This window comes from Ruania alkalisoli (assembly GCF_014960965.1).
Classification (GTDB): Bacteria; Actinomycetota; Actinomycetes; order Actinomycetales; family Beutenbergiaceae; genus Ruania; species Ruania alkalisoli.
The window spans coordinates 2,953,564-2,975,387 of the sequence record NZ_CP063169.1; the positions used below are offsets into that span (position 1 = coordinate 2,953,564).

The window sequence follows — 21,824 nt, forward strand, 5'->3', positions numbered from 1 at the left end:
TCCCGGGTACAGTGCGGGCATGACTGACACCGACGTCATCGTCGTCGGCGCTGGCCTCGCCGGGCTGGTCACCGCCACCGAGCTGACCAGGCGGGGCGAACGCGTGCTGCTCCTGGACGCAGAACCGGCACGCTCGATGGGAGGGCAGGCGCACTGGAGCTTCGGCGGACTGTTCCTGGTGAACTCCCCGGAGCAACGCCGCCTCGGCGTGCGCGACAGCGCCGAACTTGCCTTCGCCGACTGGTTGGGAGCCGCTGGCTTCGCACCCGGTGCCGAGCGCGGCGAGGGTCCGGATGCGACCGGCTACTCCTGGGCGCAGATGTATGTGGAGTTCGCCTCGGGCCCGATGCGATCGTGGCTGCACGAGATGGGGATGCGCTGGTTCCCGTTGGTGCAGTGGGCCGAGCGTGGTGAGAACTCCGTCCCGCGGTTCCACGTGACCTGGGGGACCGGGCCCGGTGTACTCGCGCCTTTCGTGGCGGAAGCACGTGAGGCGCGCGAGGAAGGGCTGCTGGAGGTTCGATTCCGCCACCGCGTCACCTCCCTCGTAGTCACCGACGGAACAGTGACCGGGGTGCGGGCCGACGTCCTGGCACCCTCCTCGGCAGGGAGGGGCGAGCCGAGCTCACGTGAGGTGGTCGAGACGGTCGAACTCACGGCTGGTGCCGTGGTGCTGGCCACCGGCGGCAACGGCGCCAACCACGACGCGGTCCGTACGACCTGGCCCGCCGACGCGGGCCGGCTACCCGAGGTGCTGCTCTCCGGGGTACCGGACGCGACCGACGGCAGCGGCCTGGACGTCGCCCGTACGGCCGGGGCGGCCACTGTGCACTCCCACCGGATGTGGCACTACCCCGAGGGCATCGAGATGCAAAACCCGGTATGGAGCCGGCACGGCGTCCGGATCCTGCCCGGCCCCAGCTCGTTGTGGCTGGACGCGAACGGCCGGCGGCTGCCGGCGCCCCTCTTCCCGGGGTTCGACGCCCTCGGCGCCCTGCAGCACCTGACCCGCCACGGCCACCAGCACAGCTGGTTCGTGCTCAACAAGGCCGTGATGGAGACGGAGTTCGCTCTTTCCGGTTCCGATCAGAATCCCGACCTGACGGGTAAGGACCTGCGCCTGCTGAGCCAGCGGGTGCTGCCCGGCTCAGTGGGACCGGTGGCCCATTTCGCCGAGCACTCCCCCGACTTCGTCTGGGGAGACAACGCTGGCGACCTCGCCGAGGGTATGAACGCCCTGACCGGGGACGACGCGATCAACGCGGTGGACCTGGCGCGGCTCATCGACGCCCGCGACGCCCAGATCACGACCGGCCTGGGCAAGGACCCCCAGGTGATGGCCATCCACCATGCCCGGCGCTACGTCGTCGACAAGCGGATGCGGGTGGCGACCCCGCGGCCACTGACGCACCCGAAAGACGGGCCGTTGCTCGCCGTCCGGCTGCGGGTGCTCACCCGTAAGAGCCTCGGCGGGGTGCACACCGACACCCAGACGAGAGTGCTGCGAGGTGACGGCAGCGTACTGCCGGGACTCTACGCCGTCGGGGAGGCAGCTGGCTTCGGCGGCGGAGGGGTGCACGGGCACCGGGCGCTGGAGGGAACCTTCCTCGGCGGGTGCCTGCTCACCGGGAAGGTGGCCGGCGGGGCGATCTGAGGCCTGGTGATCATAGGATGTGCGGGTGAGTTCCGACGTCTCCCCCGCCCCTGACACGCTGACCGAATCCGACGAGCTGAGCACGGAGGCGACTGCCGACAGGTCCCTGGCCACCGCCGTGGCGCGCAGCGCCGAGATCGAAGCACAGCTGACCACCGACCCCTCCGGGTTCCGGGTGCTGACCGGGGACAGGCCCACCGGCCGGCTCCACCTGGGCCACTACCTCGGCACGCTGCGCAACCGTGTGCGGCTGCAGAACCTCGGCGTGGAGACGATGCTGCTGGTCGCCGACTACCAGGTGATCACCGACCGCGACGATGCCGGCCCGATCGCCGAGCGGGTGCGGGATCTGGTGACCGACTACCTCGCGATCGGAATCGACCCGGCGCGGACGACGATCTTCGCGCACTCCGCAGTGCCGGCCCTGAACCAGCTGATGCTTCCGTTCCTCTCACTGGTCACGGACTCCGAGCTGCGCCGCAACCCAACCGTGAAGGCCGAGTTCGAGGCCAGCGGCGGGCGGCCGATGAGCGGGTTGCTGCTCACCTACCCGGTGCACCAGGCCGCCGACATCCTGTTCTGCAAGGGGAACCTGGTGCCGGTGGGTAAGGACCAGCTGCCGCACCTGGAGCTCACCCGCGTCATCGCGCGCCGTTTCAACGAGCGCTACGCAGGTGGGGAATCGATCTTCCCGTCTCCCGACGCGCTGCTGACACAGGCCACGAACGTGCTCGGCGTGGACGGGCAGAAGATGTCCAAGTCACGGCGCAACACCATTGAACTGGCCATGACCGAGGACGAGACGGCCAAGCAGCTCAAGCGCGCGGTCACCGACTCGGACCGGTTCATCACCTACGACCCGGACGGGCGCCCGGAGGTCTCGAACCTGCTGCTGATCGCAGGGGAGATGACCGGAAGGGACCCCGTGGAGATCGCCAGGGAGATCGGCGACGGCGGGGGCGGCGGGCTGAAGAAGTTGGTCACCGAGTCGGTCAACGAGCACCTGCGCCCGATCCGCGAGCGCCGACGCGAGCTGGAAGCCGACCCCAGTGCCGTGGACGAGGTGCTGCGCCAGGGCAACGAGCGGGCGAATCGGATCGCAGACGCCACACTCGACGAGGTGCGCCGGTCGATGCAGATGGTGTACTGACCGTCATCCTTCCTCACCGGGGGTGAAGTTGACGTCGATTATGCGCCGATAACCGACGTCAACTTCACCCCCGTCAGGAGGGGGCCGACCTCCTTCGGGACCAGCCCCTCCGAGACGTCTCGTGATGTGAAGCGCAGCACGGTGATCCGCGAATCCGCGACAAGATCGTTCTGCCGCTTCCGGTCGCGATAGAGGGCCTTCGGGGAGTCGTGTGCCTCCTTGCCGTCGATCTCGACCAAGATCCATTGCCCGTCGGGAAGCCTCCAGCCCAGGTCCGCGCGAGCGACCAGCTCACCCGAGGCGTTTCGGATCGTCACTTGAAGCGCTGTCGGCGGGATCCCGGCGTCATGGCACGACAACCGGGCCCACGTCTCCACTGGGGACTCCGATCGGCCGTCGACGAGCCCCCACCAGTCACGTGATCGCCTCGACCCCGGTCGTCCGGACACCAGGTCACGGACCTGCCGAAGCCCCAGTGCGGAAATCCTCCGCAGATGGATCGCCGAGTCGAGCACGGCGATGGCATGCAATCGATCCAGTTCGAGCACCGCCTGCGCGAGCGCGTTCGGCACGTCCGCGATCCGCCGTTCTTCGAGTTTCCGGGTAGGGAACGGGTCGCGCCATCGGCGCACCGTGATCCCCGGAGGACCTGGCCGGCTCGCGCCGGAGGGCAGCCACGCCGATGGTTGAATGATCTGCGGCAAGCCATGGATTCCATGAAGTGCAACCGCGCATGACGCCACGATGACGGCGTCCGGCCCCATGGCGAGTGCGCCGAGCCAGGCAGACCGTTGCCGCCGCAAATCCATCGGATGGCCCGGCGGAGTTCGTCCGGTATCGAGGACGCCTCGAACCACGTGCCGCCAGCCCCCGTGATCGACAGCGGTGCGGATGCCGCGTTCGGTCATCCCGCGCTCCAGGCACTGGTCGCGCGTGATCAGGCCGATCTGGCGCTCCGCGAGGACCAGAACTGACTGCGGTACGGTTCGACGCTTCATGGACCGAGCCAACGCCAGGTCGTGATAGCCGCGCCACCGGCAGTCGGTGACCTGTGGATAACTGAGAACCGACCCGCTACCCACCGGGGGTGAAGTTGACGTCGGTTATGGGCCGATAATCGACGTCACCTTCACCCCCGGTGATGGGGGCGCCGGTCTAGGTGTCGGTGAAGGGGTAGGGGCGTGGGCGTCTGGGTGTGGAAGGCGACGTACACCTGCCTCAGGACGCCGTTGTCACCAATCCCAGCTCGGTGTGCCCCGCCAGCCGCTCGTGCCGCGGCACGATCCGGACCGCGTACCCGAACGGGCCCGCCTGAGCGAGGGTGAAGACCCGCGAGAACTGGTACCGCCCGCCCTCGTAGGTGTCGGTCAGCGACAACTCAGCCGTTCCGAAGTCGTCGATTTCGTCGTCCTCGCCAACCCGGCCGTAGTTGACCTGCACCTCGACGTCCTCCGGGCGCAGGGCCCCGAGTGAGACGAACGCCTTGACGGTGACGTGGTCACCCACCTTGACGGCCTCGTGCAACCCCTCGGACTCCACGTGATCCACCCGCACTCCTGGCCAGGCCTCGTGCACCCGCGCCTTCCAGTCGGCGAGCTCGGCGGCCGCCTCCCGGTTCCCGGCGTTGAGCGCCCGGTAGAACTCGGCTGTGGGGGTGTACAGCTCGGTGATGTACTCGCGCACCATCCGGGTGGCCTGCACCTTCGGGCCCAGTGTCGCCAGGGTGTGGCGCACGTTCTCCAGCCAGTGCACCGGCAACCCGTCGGTGCGGTCATAGAACCGGGGAGCCACGGTGTGCTCGAGCAGGTCGTACAGGGCGGCCGCCTCCAGATCGTCCCGGTGCTCGTGGTCATCCACCCCGTCAGCGGTGGGGATCGCCCAGCCGTTCTCGCCGTCGTACATCTCGTCCCACCACCCGTCGAGGATCGACAGGTTCAATGAACCGTTCAGGGCCGCCTTCATCCCTGACGTCCCGCACGCCTCCAGGGGCCGCAGCGGGTTGTTCAGCCAGACATCGCAACCCGGATACAGCGTCTGCGCCATCTCGATGTCGTAGTTGGGCAGGAAGACGATGCGATGGCGCACGTCCTCGGCGTCGGCGAACTGCACCAGCTTCTGGATCAACCGGATGCCCTGCTCGTCGGCCGGGTGGGACTTACCCGCCACGACGATCTGCACCGGGCGATCGGGATCGGTGAGCAGCCGCTTCAACCGATCCATGTCCCGCAGCATCAACGTCAGGCGCTTGTAGGTCGGCACCCGCCGCGCGAAGCCGATGGTCAGCACGTCGGGGTCGAGCACGCTGTCCACCCAGCCGAGCTCGGCCGGGGAGGCACCGCGCTTGAGCCACGACTTGCGCACCCGTGCGCGCGCGTCCTCGACCAGCCGCGAACGCATCTGCCGGCGCAGCTGCCACAGGGTGGCGTTGTCGATGCCGCCCTCGGACCTGTACCAGCCCTCCCCCGTAGCAAGCTCGTCAGCAGTGAAGTACTCGGCCTGTGCTTGTGTGAATGCAGGATCGGTCCAGGTGTCGGCGTGCACACCGTTGGTCACCGATGTGATCGGCACCTCGCTGACGTCGAACCCCGGCCACAGCGAGGCGAACATGCCCCGGGAGACGCGCCCGTGCAGCTGCGCCACGCCATTCGCGCGTTTGGCGAGCCGCAACCCCATGACGGCCATGTTGAACACCCCGGGGTCACCGCCGGCGTAGGTCTCGCGCCCCAGGGCGAGCACGTCCTCCACCCCGATACCGGGCAGCTCGTTCCCACCACCGAAGTGTTCGCCGATCAGGTCGGCACCGAAGCGGTCGATGCCTGCCGGCACCGGTGTATGCGTGGTGAACACGGTGCCGGCCCGGACCGCCTCGGCCGCAGCCGGGAACGACATCCCAGCGCTCGCGATGAGTTCACGGATGCGTTCGATCCCGAGGAATCCGGCATGGCCCTCGTTGCAGTGGTAGACCTCCGGCTCCGGCGCCCCGGTGAGCCGGGAGTGCACCCGCAGCGCCTTCACGCCACCCATGCCGAGCAGCAGCTCCTGGTGCAGCCGGTGCTCGCTGGTGCCGCCGTACAGGCGGTCGGTCACGCGCCGGGCGAGGTCATCGTTCTCGGGCACGTTGGAGTCGAGCAGCAGCAGCGGCACGCGGCCCACATCGGCACGCCAGATCTGGGCGTACAGGGTGCGGCCGCCGGGGAGACCGAGGCTGATCTTCGACGGCGTCTCGTCCGCCTCGCGCACGAGCGAGAGCGGGAGATTGTCCGGGTCGAGCAGGGGGTAGGTCTCGTGCTGCCACCCGTCTCTGGTCAAGGATTGCCGGAAGTAACCTGCCCCGTACAACAGGCCCACGCCGACGATCGGCGCTCCCAGATCGGAGGCGCTCTTGAGGTGGTCACCGGCGAGGATGCCAAGACCGCCGGAGTACTGCGGCAGCGCTCCGGTGATCCCGAACTCTGCCGAGAAGTACGCGATGGACGCCGGAAGGGCGGCCTCGCCGGCTTCCTCGCGACGGTGCGCCTCCACCTGATACCACCGCTCCTCGTGGCGGTACTGGCGCAGGCTCTCGGCGAGCTCGGCGACCCGCGCCACGAACTCCGGATCCGCGGTGAGCTCGTCGAGACGCTCCGGGGAGAGACCGCCAAGCAGCTTCACCGGATCACCGTGAACGGCGGACCAGCGCTCGGGATCGATGCCGGCGAACAGGTGGCGGGTCGGTTCGTGCCAGGCCCAGCGGAGGTTCAGGGCGAGCTCGTCCAGAGCTGCCAGTGCGTCGGGGAGTACGGTGCGGACGGTGAATCGTCGGATCGCTCTCACGCGGGCAGCATAAGGCAGCAGGGCCGCAATGCTGCATGGTCGAGCACACATTGCACGGCGGCCCCACGACTGTCACAATCCGCGGCCGATCGACTGCTGTTCCGGGGTGTGCGGGGGCGCTGAGATCGGTAGGTTCGACCTGTGAGCACTCCAGCATCCGCACCCCTGCCGACACCCGAGTCCCCAATCGGTCGGATCCCGGTGATCGAGGTCGGTCCCACCGTGGAGAACGGTCGCTGGCCGACCAAAGCGGTCGTCGGCGAAGCGGTGCCGATTCGGGCCACGGTCTTCCGCGAGGGTCACGACGCGGTGGCCGCCACCGCCGTCCTCATCGACCCGGCCGGCCGGGATCACTCGTGGGCACCGATGCACGACATCTCCCCCGGGAACGACATCTACGAGGCGCACCTGATTCCCGACGCACCCGGGCGGTGGGCGTTCCGCGTAGAAGGCTGGTCCGACCCTTACGCGACCTGGCGCCACGACGCCACTGTGAAGGTGGATGCCGGGGTGGACACCGAGCTGATGCTGGCCGAGGGAGCACTCGTGCTCGAACGTGCCCTCGCCGAGGTGGCGCACACCCCCGACGGCGCACGCACCCTGCGCGACGCCGTCACCGCTCTCCGGGACGTCAGCCGCCCGGCGCACGCACGGTTGGCCGCAGGAGCCTCGGTGGAGGTTCAGGCCGTGCTCGCGGCCGCACCGTTGCGTGACTTCGTCTCTCCCTCGGCGACGTACCCGCTGATCGTGCACCGTGAACGGGCGCTGTTCGGATCCTGGTACGAGTTGTTTCCCCGATCCGAGGGCGCCTATCAGGATCCGGACACCGGCGCCTGGGTCTCGGGAACCCTGCGCACCGCGGCCGAGCGATTGCCCGCGATCGCCGAGATGGGCTTCGACGTGGTCTACCTGACGCCGATCCACCCGATCGGGACGACCAACCGCAAGGGACGAAACAACACCCTCGAGACGCAGCCGGGCGACCCGGGCTCGCCGTATGGCATCGGCGCTGCCGACGGCGGGCATGACGCCATCCACCCGGATCTGGGCGACTTCACCGATTTCGATGCCTTCGTCGCCCGGGCCCGCGACCTGGGGATGGAGGTGGCCCTGGATCTGGCGTTGCAGGCCTCCCCCGACCACCCGTGGGTGCGCGAGCACCCGGAGTGGTTCACCACTCGTGCCGACGGGTCCATCGCGTATGCGGAGAATCCGCCGAAGAAGTACCAGGACATCTATCCGCTGAACTTCGACAACGACCCCGAGGGCATCTACACCGCCGTCCGGGAGCTGGTGCAGGTGTGGATCGACCACGGGGTGACAGCTTTTCGGGTGGACAACCCGCACACCAAGCCGCTGCCGTTCTGGCAGTGGCTCCTGGCCGATGTCGCCCAGGACCACCCCGAGGTGCTCTTCCTCTCGGAGGCCTTCACTCGCCCGGCGATGATGCGCACCCTGGCCGCGATCGGGTTCCACCAGTCCTACACCTACTTCACCTGGCGCCACTCCAAGGAGGAGCTGACCGAGTACTTCACCGAGGTCAGCGGGGATGCGGCGGCCGTCATGCGCCCGAGCTTCTGGCCGACGACGCACGACATCCTCACCCCGTACATGCAGACCGGCGGGGCGTCGGCGTTCGCGATCCGGGCGGTCCTGGCGGCGACCGGCTCACCGACCTGGGGTATCTACTCCGGATACGAGCTGGCCGAGCATGTGGCCCTGCCGGGCGCACAGGAGCAGATCGACAACGAGAAATACGAGTACAAGCCACGCGACTGGGACGCTGCCGCCCGCCAGTTCGGGTTGACCGACCTGTTGCGCCAGCTCAATGCCACACGCCGGGCCCATCCCGCGCTGCAGCGCCTGCGCAATCTGAGTGTCCACCCGACCACGGACGAGGCGATCTTCTGCTTCTCCCGCCGCGAGCGCGCTGAGCACGCTCCCGATGGCCAGGAGGACACCGTCATCGTGGTGGTGACGCTCGACCCCTTCACCACCCGCGAGTCCCTGATCCACCTGGACATGGCTGCCCTCGGCCTGGCCGCTGACGCCGATTTCATCGTCCATGACCACCTCACCGGCGAGTCCTACTCCTGGGGCGCGACCCCCTTCGTGCGTCTCGATCCCTACGGCCGGTGCGCCCACGTTCTTCACCTGAAGTCCACATGAACGCCCATCGCCGCGGTCAGCTGACCCTGACCGACCAGACCCGGCCCGGTCTGAGCGAGGACCCCCAGTGGTACCGGACGGCCGTGTTCTACGAGGTGCTGCTGCGGGCCTTCTCCGACTCCGACGGCACTGGAACCGGTGATCTGCGTGGGCTGATCGACCGGCTCGACTACCTGCAATGGCTGGGCGTGGACTGCCTGTGGCTGCCACCTTTCTACCCCTCTCCACAGCGGGACGGGGGTTACGACGTCTCCGACTACACCGCCGTGGCCGAGCAGTACGGCACCATCGAGGACTTCGCCGAGCTGATCGAGGCAGCGCACGCCCGCGGTATGCGCGTGATCATCGACCTGGTGATGAACCACACCAGCGACCAGCACCCATGGTTCCAGTCCTCCCGGTCCAATCCCACCGGGCCGTACGGCGACTTCTACGTGTGGGGCGACGATCCGGACCGCTACGGTGAGGCGCGCATCATCTTCGTCGACACCGAGGTCTCGAACTGGACCTTCGACCCGGTGCGGCGGCAGTATTTCTGGCACCGGTTCTTCTCCCACCAGCCCGATCTGAACTTTGAGAATCCGCGGGTGCGGGAGGCGATGTTCGACATCGTCCGCTTCTGGTTGAGAACGGGCGTGGACGGATTCCGGCTCGATGCCGTGCCGTACCTGTTCGAGGAGGACGGGACCGACGGCGAGAACCTGCCCCGCACCCACGAGTTCCTGGCCGAGGTACGCGCACTGGTCGATGCCGAGTTCCCGGGCCGGCTGATGCTGGCTGAGGCCAATCAGTGGCCACACGACGTGGTGGAGTACTTCGGTTCCACTGAGGCGCCCGAGTGTCATATGTGCTTCCACTTCCCGGTAATGCCGCGCATCTTCTACGCACTGCGAGAGCAGTCGGCCCGCAGCATCATCCAGATCCTCGACGACACCCCTGCGATCCCGGCCGGGGCACAGTGGGGCACGTTCCTGCGCAATCACGACGAGCTCACCCTCGAGATGGTCTCGACCGAGGAGCGCGCCGCGATGTACGGCTGGTACGCCCCGGAGCCGCGCATGCGCGCCAACGTCGGCATCCGCCGCCGGCTGGCGCCGCTGCTGGACAACTCCCGCGCCGAGATCGAACTGGCGCACGCGCTGCTGCTCTCCCTGCCCGGAAGCCCCTGCCTGTACTACGGCGACGAGATCGGAATGGGTGACAACATCTGGCTGCCCGACCGGGATGCGGTGCGCACCCCGATGCAGTGGGATCCCGACCGCAACGCCGGGTTCTCCGCGGCCACCGATCCCGGGCGGTTGTACCTGCCGGTCGTGCAGAACCTCACCAACAGCTACCACCAGCTCAACGTCGAGTCCCAGCTCGCGATCCCCACCTCGCTGCTGCACTGGGTGCGGGGGATCCTGGAGGTACGCCGCCGCCACCCGGTCTTCGGCACGGGCGACTACGTGCCGCTGGAGACCGACAACGACGCAGTGCTGGCTTTCCTGCGCACCGGCGACAGCGAAACCATCGTGTGCGTGGCCAACCTCGCAGCCACCCCACGTTCGGCGCGCGTCCTGCTGCCCGGACTCGCCGGGTGCGCCCTGGTGGACGTCTTCGGCGGAGAGGAGTTCCCCACGGTGGGCGCCCACCCGGCGGCAGTCCCGAGCCACGGTTCGATCGAATCCGCCGACGACGTCCCTGACCTGGCGTTCGACAGTGCACCAGAACCAGCCGACGGGTCGGTCGTGCTGACGCTCGGTTCACGGGACTTCTTCTGGCTCCAGGTGGTGGACCCGTGACCGCCCAGAACTCACCACTCCTGCTCGAACTCATCTCTCCCTGGCTGCGGGAGGCTCGTTGGTTCCCCGCGAAGGACGACCCGGCAGCGACGCTGTCAGTACTCGAGGTGATCGACCTCCCCGATCCGCTCGAGGAGGCGGCGTGCACGGTGGTGCTCGTGGGTCTGGAGAGCAGTGCCACGGGTAGTACGGGTACCACGGTGTTGCAGGTCCCGCTCGTCGTGTTGCCCGCACCCGATGCCGGTCCGGGGCGCGCCCCGGTGCCGGGTGAGATCACCACACTCGGCGGCGACTCCCTGCTGGTGGACGGCCCGCACCATCCAGCGTTCCTGCGAGCCTGGCTGGCGGCGGCGCAGGGCATCAGTAAACCTGACAGTGCCGACCATGCCGACAGTGCCGATATGGCAGAGCTTGATCCCACCACAGGCCGGGTGCATACGGGCGAGCAGTCGAACACCTCCGTGCGTATCGATACCCGTGACGGCGCCCGGTCGGCAATCTTGAAGGTGTTCCGGGTGCTGGCTCCCGGCGCCAATCCGGAGATCGACATGACCAGCGCCCTCGCTGCCGCTGGGTGGCGACACGTACCAGCACCGTGGGGCTGGTTCACGTGCGCCTGGCCGGGCAGCGAGGACCAGACCACGGACCTGGGCGTCCTGACGGATTTCGTCGCCGGCGCCGAGGACGGTTTCGAGCTGGCCTGTGCCCATGCCCGCGACGATCGCGACTTCCGGGGGCCGGCCCTCGACCTCGGGCGCAGGACCGCCGAGATGCACACGGTGCTCGCGGAGGCGTTCGGCGTGACCAGTGGCGCCCATGCGGCGGCGGGCCTGCGTGAGCGCGCACAGTGGGCGTTGTCTGCGGTCGAGGAACTGACCCCGTGGCGGAAGGCCATCGAGGAGGCGACGGACGCCGTCGGGAATCTACCGGCGCCGCCGGCGCAGCGCATTCACGGCGACCTGCACCTGGGGCAGGTGCTACGTCGCGCCGAGGACTGGTTCATCCTGGACTTCGAGGGTGAGCCGCTGCGCCCCCTGGCGGAGCGTTCCACCCCGGACCAGCCGCTCCGGGATCTGGCCGGGTTGCTGCGATCGGTCGACTATGCGGCCGCGATCGGCGGGGCGCCACCGCACTGGACAGCGCAGGTCCGCGACAGCCTGGTGGAGGGATATCTCGCCGAACGCCCCGAGACCGACCTCCGCCTCGTCGGCGCGCTGGAACTGGACAAGGCGCTCTACGAGGCCGTGTACGAGAAGCAGAACCGTCCGGACTGGTTGCCCATCCCCCTGGAGGGCATCCGCCGACTCATCGAGGAGCAGGCCATGACCCAGAACACCCCGTCACCGGTTCCGGAGCAGGTGCTGCAGGCCGTCGCGGCCGGAGAGCACTACGCCCCGCACGACGTGCTGGGACCGCACCTGGCCGACGGCGTCGTCACGATCCGCACCGTACGGCACCTGGCTACGTCGGTGACGATCCGCACGGCCGACGCCGACTACCCGGCCGTGCACGAGTACGGAGGCATCTGGACAGCGACCCTGCTGGCGCAGGAGGTGCCCGACTACCGGGTCCACACCAGCTATGAGGACGCAGAAGCAGTCACCGACGACCCCTACCGCTTCCTGCCCACCGTGGGAGAGATGGACCGGCACCTGATCGCCGAGGGCCGGCACGAGCAGCTGTGGAGCGTGCTCGGCGCACGGGTGCGCCGCTACCCCTCCACCCTGGGTGAGGTCGCCGGCACCTCCTTCGCCGTGTGGGCCCCCAACGCCCGGGCGGTCCGGGTGGTGGGCGACTTCAACCGCTGGGACGGGCGTGGCGCGGCCATGCGGGTGCTCGGATCCTCGGGCGTGTGGGAACTGTTCCTCCCCGGCGTGGGCGCCGGGGACCGGTACAAGTTCGAGATCTGCCGCAGCGACGGCTCCTGGGAGATGAAGGCAGACCCGATGGCGCGAGCCACCGAGGTTCCGCCCGCGACGGCGTCGGTGGTGGAGGAGTCGACCTACAGCTGGGACGACCGGGACTGGATGCGCGCGCGGGCCGCGACCGATCCCCACACCGGGCCACTGAGCATCTACGAGGTGCACCTGGGATCCTGGCGGCAGGGACTCAGCTACCGCGACCTGGCCGAGCAGCTCGTGGAGTACGTGCAGTGGATGGGATTCACGCATGTGGAGCTGCTGCCCGTCGCCGAGCATCCGTTCGGCGGTTCCTGGGGCTATCAGGTCACGTCCTACTACGCCCCGACGTCGCGGTTCGGCAGCCCGGACGAGTTCCGGTACCTGGTCGACGCGCTCCACCAGGCTGGGATCGGCGTGATCGTGGACTGGGTTCCTGCACACTTCCCCAAGGACGCCTGGGCGCTGGCCCGGTTCGACGGGACCGCCCTGTATGAAGACCCGGATCCGCTGCGCGGTGAGCAGAAGGACTGGGGCACGTATGTGTTCAACTTCGGCCGCAACGAGGTGCGCAACTTCCTGGTGGCGAATGCGCTCTACTGGCTCACCGAGTTCCACGTGGATGGCCTCCGGGTGGATGCGGTGGCCTCGATGCTCTACCTCGACTACTCCCGCGAGGCCGGGCAGTGGCGGCCCAATGCCCGCGGCGGGCGGGAGAATCTGGAAGCCATTGCACTGCTGCAGGAGACCAATGCCACCGCCTACCGAGTGGCACCGGGGATCATGATGATCGCCGAGGAGTCCACCGCCTGGCCGGGGGTGACCACGCCGACCGAGTACGGCGGTCTCGGCTTCGGGCTGAAGTGGAACATGGGCTGGATGAACGACACCCTGCGCTATCTGGCGCAGGAGCCGATCAACCGCCGCTACCACCACGGCGAACTGACGTTCTCCCTCGTGTACGCATTCTCGGAGCAGTTCGTCCTGCCGCTCAGCCACGACGAGGTGGTGCACGGCAAGGGATCGTTGTGGGAGCGCATGCCGGGAGACCTGTGGGCCAAGCTCGCCGGCGTGCGCCTGCTGCTGGCCTACCAGTGGACCCACCCTGGTAAGAACTTGTTGTTCATGGGCGGGGAGTTCGCCCAGAACTGCGAATGGGCGGAGTCACGGTCGCTGGAGTGGGGGCTCAGCGACACCGCACCGCATGCCGGGGTGCGGGAGATGCTGCGCCGCCTGAACCACCTGTACACCGCGAGCCCGGCACTGTGGGCGGAGGACTTCTCCCATGAGGGCTTCGAGTGGATCGAGGCGAACGACGGCGATCACAATGTGCTCGCCTATCTGCGCAAGGGCCGCGGCGAGCAGCTCCTGGTGGTGGCGAACTTCGCCGGGACCACCCACGAGGATTACCGGGTCGCCGTGCCCTGCGGTGGGGAGTGGACCGAGGTGTTCACCACCGACCACAGCGACTTCGGCGGCAGCGGTGTCGTCAACGGCCAGGTCGTCGCCGAGGAGGTGCCGTGGCACGGCCGGGCGCAGTCGGTCCTGCTGCGAGTGCCGCCGATGGGCGTGACGGTGCTGCGCCCGGCTCAGTAGCGGGTGCGCTCAGTAGAGCGGTGCCGCTCAGTAGAGGGCGCGGGCAAGGTCCCGGCGGGCCTTGATCACCTCGGGCGAGTCCTCCGGGGCGAGCTGGAACAGTTCCACGAGGCGCTTCTGAACGGTCTGCCGATCCTCGCCCGCGGTCACCCTGATCACGCCGAGAAGTCGCGCGAATCCGTCGGCTAGGCGACCCGAGGCCACGTCGATGTCTGCGGCCGGCAGGTGGGCCGTGATGTCACCGGGGCCGGCCTGCTCGGCCGCGGCGAGCACGGCCTGCGGGTCCAGTCCGGTGATCCGGCGCAGCAGCTCCACCTGAGCCAGTCCGGCACTGGCCTCGGCATCACGTGGGTTCTGGTTCAGGGCGTCCTGAAACGCGGCGGCCGCGCCGTCCAGGTCGTCGCGCTCGATCGCGTCATAGGCGGCCTGGATGTGCGGCGGCAACGGCGGTTCCTCGGGTTCGCTCCCGTTCGCTGCCTCAGCGTCCTCACCAGCAGCGGCTTCGACCCGGCCGGTGACGCCGTTCTCGGCCGCGGCCTGCAGTACCTGGTCGAGGACTGCCCGGATCTGCTCCGCCGGATAGGAGCCCTGGAACAGCGGCAGGGGCTGCCCCTTGATGATGGCCACCACGGATGGGATCGATTGGACGCCGAAGACCTGCGCCACACGCGGGTTGGCGGCCACGTCGACGCGGGCGAGCAGGAACTTGCCTTGGTATTCGCCGGCGAGGGACTCCATGGTCGGGCCGAGCTCGAGACTGTTGCCCTCACCCACCTGCCACAGCATGACCACCACGGGAACAGTCATCGACTGCTGCACCACGTCGTTGAGCGTGGCCTCACTGACGTCCACGACCACACCGGCAGGGGTGTCTTCCGAGGGGGCGGGCGGCTTCGGGGCTGCGAGCGCCGACAGGTCGACGGCTCCGTGCAGATTGACCGGGGTGTCTGGCTGACTCATGCTCTCGATCCTAGTTCCGCTCGGCAGTGCCTGATCACTCGTCCTCGGTCTCGGACCGGGTGACCTCGGAGAGCACCTCTTCGGCCCCCAGCACTCGTACCTGCCCGTCCTCCCCCTCCGGAGGTACGTAGAGGGAGACCATCAGCTGGTAGTCGGCGTTGATGGACGTCCCGACGTCCGCGATCTCCCCGCCGTCGGCGTCGAGCATGCCGATCGTGCCTCCGACCGTGAGCTCAGAGCCCTCGACGGTCTTGGTGTAGGACTCGCGGGTGGTCAAAGCGCCCACCACGATGTATCCACCGTCGGCCGTGGCCAACGTGGAAATCTCCTGATCCGGGACGCTGGTGGAGTGCTCGAACTCGCCGGCTTCCTCGAACTCGGCTGCCTCCGTCGCTGCATCCTGTCGTTCGCCGACGAGTGTGCGGAAGACGTCGTCGGCGAAGTTCTCGGCGGCGTCGGCACCGGAGTTGCTCAGCACCTCCGCATAGGCGGCCATCGCACCCTCAGGCGAGTACAGATAGCCCTCGGCATCGTCGGCAACTGGCGCGCTGCCCTCTCCTGGGATCGCGGTCGCCGGCATCTCAACCGCCGGCAGCAGGCGTACCCAGCTGTGCATGACGTACTGACTACGGGGGCTCGCCTGCCGCAGCGTGAGCAGCAGCGGCCCGTTCGCTTCGTCCGGGATCTCGGTGATCACCATGACGGTCCGTGGCCAGGTATCGGTCAGGGCCACGATCTCGACGTCCGAGGCGACCGTCAGCGGCTGTGGTGTGTAGGGGTTCTCCGCGTCCGCGGTCTCAGCAGCCAGGGCGTACTCTGCGGCCCGCACGCTCAGGGCGGGGTCGTCCATCCGCGGCTCGAGTGACTCGGCGTCGCGGGCTTCGTCCGCCGCGGCGATCACGTCACCGAGATCGGTCAGCACACGCTCCAATCGAGGACCGTCCAGGACAGGAAGGGTCTCGGTCTGCTCAGGTGGGTCTGCTGGTTCAGGAACCTCGATGGCGCAGGCGCCGAGCAGGGTGCCGGCGGTGAGCAGGGCAGCGGCCCCGGTCAGCGCGCGGTTGGGTCGCCTCATGACCGCTCCTCCTCTGGGTCGGCCGGGTCTGCGTCGGCCTCGTCTGCCGGTTCCGGGGTGGTGGTCCCCAGACCCCAGGTCTGGCGCCACGACGCACCGGACGCCTGGGCATTCGTTTCGTCTGCGTGCATCTCGCCAGCAGGCTCAGCACGTTCCACCCGGTACTGCGAGCCCGCATGCTCCGAGGTGCCAGCAGCTCCGATGGTCGGCGCTCCCCAGGACGAGAGGTTGCGTAGCGAGTTCTCGCTCTCGTTCTCGTTCTCGGACTCGTTCTCGTTCTCGGTCACCTCCGGCACGTCTGAGCGTCGGCGGCGCCACCACTGACGGCGGATCGGGAGTTGACCCGTCTGCTCCTCTTCCGAGGTCGTCTCGGACAAGGCGTCGTCGGTGCCCTCAGGATGGTCGACATCATCGTCCGGAGCCTGCTCGCTCCCTCCCCCACGGACCCAGGCGTCGAGGTCTCCAGCACCATCGGCACCGGCAGCACGATCGGGTTCCTCAGATTCGGGTTCGTCGTCATGCTCAGCACCCGCGTCAGTATCGCCAGCAGCATCTCCACCACCGTGAGAACGCCGGGCTTCAGCACGCTCGGCTTCGCGCAACTGACGCCGCGTCAGCGTCGTGCCGTCCACCGCCGTCAGTGTGGTCGTGGTCGTCGACGTGGACTCCTCGTCATTGCTCTGGGCGCGTTCCCGGGCTCGCTTCTCCTCGCGTGCCATGAGCAGCAGGATCGTCAGCCACACCGCACCGATGAGGAAGAGCACCGAGCCGACGACGATGCCAGGGATCATCAGCGGGGTCGTGACCTCGCGGTCCCAGGTGAGAGACACGGCTGGAGCCGGTTCAGTACCGTCAGTGGCGACCAGCATCGTCCAGTCACCCTCAACCTGCGTCCACTCATAGGTCAGTTCACCGGTGCCGGTGAGTTCCTCGATCCACAGATCCGAGCCAGCCGGGTTGGGCACCGTGCTGGCTGCCTCCGCTTCCTCTTCTTCCTCGGTGGGCGACTCCGACTCCTCTGGGCTGGGCGACTCCGATTCCTCGGCATCCTCCGCATCATCGGTGGAGGGGCTCGTCGTCTCGTCCGTCGTCGATTCCTCGCTCGCGACATCGCCATCGGCATCGGCATCGGCATCGGCATCGGCAACACGCAACGTCTCCCAGCTCGTCAACCCCGTGATCTCCACGGCATCAGCATCATCGAGCCAGGCGTGGACCTCAGCGGTGCGGCCCATCACCAGCACCAGCGGGGTGTCCTCGTCGGGCCCGGTCACCGTGACTGTCACGTCGGGGTTGACGGTGGCCAGCACATGGGTCCGGGCGAGCACGACCGGCGCCTCGGGTTCCTGCGGAAGTGTGGCGGTCACCGTCTCGTCGGGCCGCCACACGGTACCCGAGGCGATCCCTGCTGCTGCCGTGCCCAGTCCGAGCACAATGAGCAGGATCGCGAAGATCCGTCCTAGCACGCGCGTTGTCGCCCTTCTGAAGGTGGAAGGCTGCCAGCCTCCCAGGGTACGTGACCCTTCTGTGATATTTCACGTCCTGGTGACCGGTCCCACATTCGACCGCTCTCACCAGCCGCTCGGCAGACGCAGTACGCTGGCCGGGAATCCATGCTCGAGCCTGGCAGGAGTATCCGTGGCAGACGACACCTCGTCCTTTCCCGTCGTGATGCGCGGGTACGACCGCGCTCAGGTCGACCAGCACATCCACTCCCTGGAGCGTAAGCTCAGCGATTCCGAGCGCAAGCTCACCGAGGCACGTGCCCAGGTGGAATCGCTCGACAGTTCCGTGATGCAGGTCTCGGGGGAGCTCGCCGACGCTCAGGCACAGCTGCGTGAGGCGGAGAAGCCGAGCTATGCGGGCCTGGGTGCCCGGATCGAGCAGTTACTGCGTTCTGCCGAGGAGCAGTCGAGCGATGTTGTCACGCAGGCGGACCAGCAGGCCAAGGAACTGCTCGAGCGCGCCCAGGCCAGCGCCGATCAGCTCACCGAGCAGGCCGAGAACGAGTCAGCTGAGCGACTCTCCATCGCGCGGCGCGATGCCGAGAGCGCGATCGAACGTGCGACCTCCAAGGCTGAGGGCATCCTGCTCTCCGCCCAGCGGAACGCCGAAGAGCTCGTCAGCTCCGCCGAGCGTGAGGCGGCCCGCATCGCGAGTGTGACAACCACCGAGCAGAGCGAGCGCAAGGCGAGCCTTGAACGTGAGCTGGGCACCCTGCGCGCCACGGTCGAACAGGAAGTCGCCGAGCTGAAGGTGAGTTCCGAACGGGCGGCTCGCGAGCTGCGCTCAACGAGCGAGACCGAGGCAACCGAGCTGCGCGAGAAGGCCAAGGCGGAAGCGCAGGCACTGCGCGAGGATGCCGAGCGCACTGCGTCCACGACGATCGCCTCAGCAGAAGAACAGGCGGGCGAGATCTTGCGGACGGCGAACGCCGATGCGGAGGAGATCCGCCGCTCTGTCGCCCAGATGCGCGAAGAGGCCGAACTGGAGGTCGCTGCCCGCCGCGCTGCCTCCGAGGAATCCGACGCCCAGATGCATGCCCAGGCCAAGGCGGACACCGATGCCATGGTTGCCGACGCGCAGGCACACGCCCAGGAGGCGGAGTCTCGTGTAGCCGAGGCACTCGCGAAGGCCGAGGAACTGCGTTCGGGAGCCGAGTCGCAGGCCGAGCAGATCCTCGACGACGCCCGCTCCAGCGCGGAGCGCCTCCTGCAGGGGGCGCGCGAGAACGCGGACCGGTTGCGCGCCGATACCACCGCTCAGACGGACCGCGAGCGCCGCAATGCTCAGCGCCACGTGGATGACCTGAACCGCCAGCGCGAGTCGATCACTGGGTATCTCGACGAGTTGCGAGCACTCCTCGGGTCAGGACAGGTCGCCCAGGCAGCGGAGCTGGCAGCAAGCGACGGCTCTGAGGACACCGAGGACACCGAGGACACCGAGGACACCGAGGACACCGAGGACGAAACCACCGAGCCTGCGGCGCACGATGGTGACGAGCCCGATGGTGCGCCCGAGCCCGCCGACGAAGACGAAGACGAGACGCAGGTCATCGATCCCGTACGGAACTAGGCGCGATCGCCCGAGAGGTCGCGCGATCTCAGCGCACCATCCGGATAATCGGGAGCGCACCCCAGGGTTCGACCTGCTGTTCGGCGCCGTCAGCCTCGAACCCGTGCTTGCGGTAGAAGGCGACCGCACGAGCGTTATCCCGGGCCACCCAGAGCATGCAGGGAGCATCGCCGACGGCGAGCTCGAGCAGGTGAGCACCGGTCCCTCGGCCGTACTCGCTCGCGAGAACGTAGAGCTCGCTCAGCTGCAACGAGCGCACCTGCTGCACTCCCGCAGCCTCCGCACGCGCCAACCCCACGGGCGTGCCGTCCCGGTGCGCGAGCCAGACGGTCATTCCACCCTCGTCGGTCAGGACCTGCTCCCACCGGGCCAGGCCGGTTCGCTCGCGCTCCTCGAGCACCTCCGGCGGCACCAGATCCGCATACACCTCGCGCCAGGTGGCACAGTGCAGCTGGTGCAGGGCAGCGGCATCGCCGGCGTGAGCGGCACGGATCCGAGCGGACGTCATCAGCACACTCTACGAGTCCCAGACCGCACGTTCGCGCCCATTAGGCTGGGTCGATGAGCACCGAGCAGGACTGGGCACGCCAGCGCAGGGAGGCGGCGGCCGAGCACGAGCGACGTCTGGTCGCCCGCCAGGCGTCCGAGAACGCGCGGGCCCAGCGGCTGCTCGATCAGTTCGTCCGTGCCGCGGAGCAGGCGGGCCTGCCCGCCCACCGGCTCGAGGTCCAGGGCTACGGTGGCCGCGGGAGCGCACGCACGCCGCGACGCGGCTGGTACCTGCGGGTGGACCGCACGGCCGCCGTCGGGACGGACGGTTCCTTCTACGTGCTTACCGCACCACTGAGCCTGTGGGACCGGCTGCGTGGAGTGGAGCCGGAGGCCAAGCCGCCCCCGCTGGTTCTCGGCGCCGGTGGCAAGGACGGCGACTCGATCGACCTGCGTGACGCCCTCGATCGGCTGCTACCCGGGTGGGCTAACGACCAGGACCAGCCCCACGAGAGCGCCCCTGGATCGTGAGGACCAGGCGGCTCGTCGTCCGTCCGGTCACGTAGACGCGCGGACCGGTCAGAGCATCAGTGCCCCCGAGGAAGGTGTATGCCTCCCCCGGATGGTAGGCAGGTGGACGATCCGCACCGGTTCCGTTACCCGGGCCGACCACGATCTCGTCGGCGCCGACCCGGTAGGTCGCCACACCCTCGACGAGCTCGACCACCCCACCTCCGAGATCGCGGCCCCCAGTGAGCTGCCCACCGGGGCGGAATGCCAGCTCCACGGCATAGGGCACGTCGGCACCGGTGAAGTCCACCTCGAGGCGCACACCGTCCGCCTCGGGCCGCACGCGCATCGTGGTCTGCAGACGCACCTGATCACTGGCCCGGCGGGAGAAGGCCATCGCCGCGGCGAACCGGCCCTCGAACTCGACCGGGTAGTCCCCGTCCGGGCGCCGCTCGGCTTCCGGCAGCGGCTGGTAGTACCCCGCCGAGAGGTCCTCCGTCAGTGTGATCACGCCGTCGGACTCCTGGGCCCGCTGTGCGCGGAAGGGACCGAGACCGAAGAAGTCACGGGAGAGACGCAGCGAGTCCAGCAGTACGCTCCCGTGCCGCAGCCGCAGCACGGTCGGATTGCAGGCCAGTCCGGAGGCCACCCGCCCCGCGTGGGGGACGTCGGAGCCGCCGTGGACGGTGAGCATGCGATCGGCGTTCCGCTGACGCCACAGTCCCAGGGCGAACCGCCGGTCCACCGGGGCCGTGACGCCGTCGGGAATGCCGGTGGCAAGCTCTGGCTCGAGCAGGGTCTGCGCTAGCGCATCCACCGGGTCATATCTCGCGGCGCTCTCGGCCTCACGTGCGGCCGCAGCACAGCGGGAACATCCCCCCACGGCAAACCGTCGCCACTGGGTGGCAAAGGGGCCGGTGACGAAGACCTCCCGCTGATCCTGGCGGCGCGAGTGCACGGTCTCCACCTCGCCCTCATCGGTGAGGTCGATGATCGCGTGCAGGTTGCGGTGGACGATGTCGCGCAGATCGGGCCGGTCCAGCTCGGCGGCGAGTGTCAGCAGGCTCGGGTTGGAGACGTACGCTGCATAGTTCGCCGACCGTTCCGAGTACACGCCGTCCTCGTCGACGTCCACACCCTCCGCGAGCCACTGCCTCGCCCGCTCCCGGGCACGCTCATCGCCGGTGATCCGGGCAAGTCCGGCCAGGGCGGAGGCGATCTCCCACCGGTGGTTGGGGGTGTGCACTCCCCCATCGACGACGGCGCCGGCAGCCTGGGCGGCAATCTCACCCAGGCCGTGACTCACCTCGGCCCACGCCGGCTGTGGTGCATGGTCGAGCAAGTCACGGGTGATCACCAGGTCGTTGAGTGTGAAGCTCGAGTCCGGCGGTGAGTCGACGTTGTCACCCGAGGTGAACAGCCCGCTGGCCGCCTGCAGGCCGCGTAGCTGGACCAGCCACTCGCTCGCTGCTCGGAGCGGGTCGGGGTGCCGGTGCCAACGCGAATGTGGCGCGTGCGCGCAGGCGGCGGCCGTCTTGATCCGGCGCATCACCTCCCGGTGGGCGGTCGCCGGCGGCGCATCGTCGAGGAGCGAGGCCAGTACCTCGTCGGCCGCCGAGGTGATCCGGGTCGCGTACTCCGCGGGCATCGA

General features: G+C 68.6%; 14 protein-coding genes. 7 read left to right on the forward strand and 7 right to left on the reverse strand.

The features are described 5' to 3' along the window. Window positions 1–19 precede the first annotated feature (19 nt). A complete protein-coding gene (locus IM660_RS13190; protein ID WP_193496130.1) occupies window positions 20–1,654 on the forward strand; it encodes an FAD-binding dehydrogenase in 1,635 nt (544 codons plus the stop codon). Between the two features lie 58 nt (window positions 1,655–1,712). After that, the gene (gene trpS, locus IM660_RS13195; RefSeq protein WP_193499406.1) at window positions 1,713–2,804 is read left to right on the forward strand and encodes a tryptophan--tRNA ligase; all 1,092 of its coding nucleotides are present in this window, start codon (window positions 1,713–1,715) and stop codon (window positions 2,802–2,804) included. Between the two features lie 38 nt (window positions 2,805–2,842). Here trpS and IM660_RS13200 read toward each other — a convergent pair whose 3' ends face one another. Continuing rightward, entirely contained in the window at window positions 2,843–3,802 is a 960-nt protein-coding gene (locus IM660_RS13200; RefSeq protein ID WP_193496131.1) for a PDDEXK family nuclease, read from the reverse strand. A gap of 220 nt (window positions 3,803–4,022) precedes the next feature. Next, a complete protein-coding gene (glgP, locus tag IM660_RS13205; RefSeq protein WP_193496132.1) occupies window positions 4,023–6,617 on the reverse strand; it encodes an alpha-glucan family phosphorylase in 2,595 nt (864 codons plus the stop codon). Between the two features lie 141 nt (window positions 6,618–6,758). Between glgP and IM660_RS13210 the strand changes: the two genes are divergently transcribed. Genes IM660_RS13210 through glgB form a run of 3 tightly spaced genes read left to right on the forward strand, consistent with a single transcriptional unit; the run spans window position 6,759 to window position 14,064 of the window. Continuing rightward, entirely contained in the window at window positions 6,759–8,786 is a 2,028-nt protein-coding gene (locus tag IM660_RS13210; RefSeq protein WP_246464946.1) for an alpha-1,4-glucan--maltose-1-phosphate maltosyltransferase, read from the forward strand. Then, window positions 8,783–10,570 (forward strand): maltose alpha-D-glucosyltransferase, encoded by a 1,788-nt coding sequence (treS, locus tag IM660_RS13215; protein WP_193496133.1) that lies wholly within the window; start codon window positions 8,783–8,785, stop codon window positions 10,568–10,570. The genes IM660_RS13210 and treS overlap by 4 nt, the downstream gene beginning before the upstream one ends. Beyond that, window positions 10,567–14,064, forward strand: a complete 3,498-nt coding sequence (glgB, locus tag IM660_RS13220; RefSeq protein WP_193496135.1) for a 1,4-alpha-glucan branching protein GlgB — start codon at window positions 10,567–10,569, stop codon at window positions 14,062–14,064. The genes treS and glgB overlap by 4 nt, the downstream gene beginning before the upstream one ends. A gap of 27 nt (window positions 14,065–14,091) precedes the next feature. Here the strand turns inward: glgB and IM660_RS13225 are convergent, their stop codons facing one another. From IM660_RS13225 to IM660_RS13235, 3 genes are read right to left on the reverse strand one after another with little or no spacing between them, the layout of a single operon-like run. Continuing rightward, complete coding sequence (locus tag IM660_RS13225; protein ID WP_193496136.1) at window positions 14,092–15,024, reverse strand: tetratricopeptide repeat protein; 933 nt, start codon at window positions 15,022–15,024, stop codon at window positions 14,092–14,094. A gap of 34 nt (window positions 15,025–15,058) precedes the next feature. Continuing rightward, window positions 15,059–16,099 carry a DUF8094 domain-containing protein gene (locus tag IM660_RS13230; RefSeq protein WP_193496138.1) on the reverse strand — a complete coding sequence of 347 codons (1,041 nt, stop codon included), beginning with the start codon at window positions 16,097–16,099 and terminating at the stop codon, window positions 15,059–15,061. Beyond that, window positions 16,096–17,565: a hypothetical protein gene (locus IM660_RS13235; RefSeq protein WP_193496140.1), complete on the reverse strand. Its 1,470-nt coding sequence runs from the start codon at window positions 17,563–17,565 to the stop codon at window positions 16,096–16,098. The genes IM660_RS13230 and IM660_RS13235 overlap by 4 nt, the downstream gene beginning before the upstream one ends. A 172-nt stretch (window positions 17,566–17,737) precedes the next feature. Here IM660_RS13235 and IM660_RS13240 point away from each other — a divergent pair, with 172 nt between their 5' ends. Further along, window positions 17,738–19,174, forward strand: a complete 1,437-nt coding sequence (locus IM660_RS13240; protein WP_193496141.1) for a coiled-coil domain-containing protein — start codon at window positions 17,738–17,740, stop codon at window positions 19,172–19,174. 28 nt (window positions 19,175–19,202) lie between these two features. Here the strand turns inward: IM660_RS13240 and IM660_RS13245 are convergent, their stop codons facing one another. Further along, window positions 19,203–19,682 (reverse strand): GNAT family N-acetyltransferase, encoded by a 480-nt coding sequence (locus IM660_RS13245; protein WP_193496143.1) that lies wholly within the window; start codon window positions 19,680–19,682, stop codon window positions 19,203–19,205. Window positions 19,683–19,735: 53 nt separating this feature from the next. Here IM660_RS13245 and IM660_RS13250 point away from each other — a divergent pair, with 53 nt between their 5' ends. Further along, entirely contained in the window at window positions 19,736–20,194 is a 459-nt protein-coding gene (locus IM660_RS13250) for a hypothetical protein (protein WP_193496144.1), read from the forward strand. Here IM660_RS13250 and IM660_RS13255 read toward each other — a convergent pair. Beyond that, entirely contained in the window at window positions 20,151–21,821 is a 1,671-nt protein-coding gene (locus IM660_RS13255; protein WP_193496146.1) for a hypothetical protein, read from the reverse strand. The two genes, IM660_RS13250 and IM660_RS13255, sit on opposite strands and share 44 nt — an antisense overlap. Between the last annotated feature and the right edge of the window lie 3 nt (window positions 21,822–21,824).

Excerpts from the sequence above, each read along its gene's own strand:
- IM660_RS13255 (WP_193496146.1), bottom strand. The coding sequence starts at position 21,821 with ATGCCCGCGGAGTACGCGACCCGGATCACCTCGGCGGCCGACGAGGTA.
- IM660_RS13190 (WP_193496130.1), top strand. The coding sequence starts at position 20 with ATGACTGACACCGACGTCATCGTCGTCGGCGCTGGCCTCGCCGGGCTG.
- IM660_RS13245 (WP_193496143.1), bottom strand. The coding sequence starts at position 19,682 with ATGACGTCCGCTCGGATCCGTGCCGCTCACGCCGGCGATGCCGCTGCC.
- treS (WP_193496133.1), top strand. The coding sequence starts at position 8,783 with ATGAACGCCCATCGCCGCGGTCAGCTGACCCTGACCGACCAGACCCGG.
- IM660_RS13250 (WP_193496144.1), top strand. The coding sequence starts at position 19,736 with ATGAGCACCGAGCAGGACTGGGCACGCCAGCGCAGGGAGGCGGCGGCC.
- IM660_RS13200 (WP_193496131.1), bottom strand. The coding sequence starts at position 3,802 with ATGAAGCGTCGAACCGTACCGCAGTCAGTTCTGGTCCTCGCGGAGCGC.
- IM660_RS13225 (WP_193496136.1), bottom strand. The coding sequence starts at position 15,024 with ATGAGTCAGCCAGACACCCCGGTCAATCTGCACGGAGCCGTCGACCTG.
- IM660_RS13230 (WP_193496138.1), bottom strand. The coding sequence starts at position 16,099 with ATGAGGCGACCCAACCGCGCGCTGACCGGGGCCGCTGCCCTGCTCACC.